Source organism: Okeania sp. SIO2B3, from assembly GCF_010672525.1.
In the GTDB taxonomy this organism is placed as follows: domain Bacteria; phylum Cyanobacteriota; class Cyanobacteriia; order Cyanobacteriales; family Microcoleaceae; genus Okeania.
In genome coordinates this window covers 1-1,159 of record NZ_JAAHGH010000243.1, presented here as the reverse complement: position 1 = coordinate 1,159, position 1,159 = coordinate 1, and the positions used below count along the sequence as shown (strand labels likewise).

Below are 1,159 nucleotides of genomic sequence, written 5' to 3'. Positions count from 1 at the left end.
GTGCAACATTTAACCTACTCAAAGCTATTTACCTTGAATCTGTATAGCATCACCAGTTAAAGTGATGGCTGTTGCCTGCAAAGCTCGCAACATAATATTACGAGCGCCGTTCCAATCCCTATGGGCACTATAGCCACATTTCGGGCAATGAAACCGTTTATTTCCACCTAGTTGCTTGTGAACATGACCGCATTCAGGGCAAGTTTTTGAAGTGTAGGATTCATTGCACAATACTACTAAAACATTATGTCTATCAGCCATCTGAATTAAATGCTGCTGAAATTTATAATGACTCCATGAGAGCATATTTCGAGCCGTGCGTTTATTCAGTTTTCGACTAGACTTGACTACCATTTCTGAAGTAGCAAATGTCGGTAGAAAGATGATTTTGTAGTGGTTGACAAGAAATTGTGCTACTTTATTGTGCAAATCCTTAACTAAGCTTTGAATTTTTTCCCTAATGCGATAACTTGCTTTACGCATTGCTCGTCGTTGACGTTTAGCCACGCTTAAGTCAATGCGACTCATTAAATTATCTAAATGGGAACACAACCTTTGAATTTTTCCCATATCTCCATTCCCAAATTCCACAATTTTTTCCCCATCATATCCCGTCAAAAAAGTACGCACCCCAGGATCGAGAGCAATAACTTTTGAGTTATCTGTGGGGATTGGTTGTTTATACTCCGGGAAAATGCCATACCATTTTCCACGGTCAAAAACCAACTGAGTCCCATAACTAGATTCAGCAGGAAAGCCTTCTGGTGAGCGATAGGTCAATCCCTTTACCTTGGTAGGATACCAGTGATTTTTCTTGTAGTTACCAACTTTGAACTTGATGAGTTGAGACGGTTGACGGCAAGATTTAAACTTTGCTATACCACCATTAGCCATAGCTTGTTTGTGAGCATCTACAGCATCAGCGACCGCTTCTTGTAATTGATGTCCAGGCAACTCTTTAACCCAATCTGGACCTTCGGCATCGCGAGCTAACTTTTGCAAATCGTAAGCACTTGCTTTGCTACCGTCTCTGAGTTGGGCAATCGTCCAGTTATATATCCAACGGTAAGCACTCAACCAACGCTTCCAGACTTTGTGCAGTCCATCAGATGGAAATACCCTGAGCTTCCTGACACTGTTTGGTGTCAACTTCCGGGTC

Annotated in this window: 1 protein-coding gene; it reads right to left on the bottom strand. The window is 41.8% G+C overall.

Annotated elements, in window-relative coordinates:
* Window positions 1-24 precede the first annotated feature (24 nt).
* The coding region (locus tag F6K15_RS37950; protein WP_363269584.1) for a transposase at window positions 25-1,159 on the bottom strand (1,135 nt) is incomplete at its 5' end.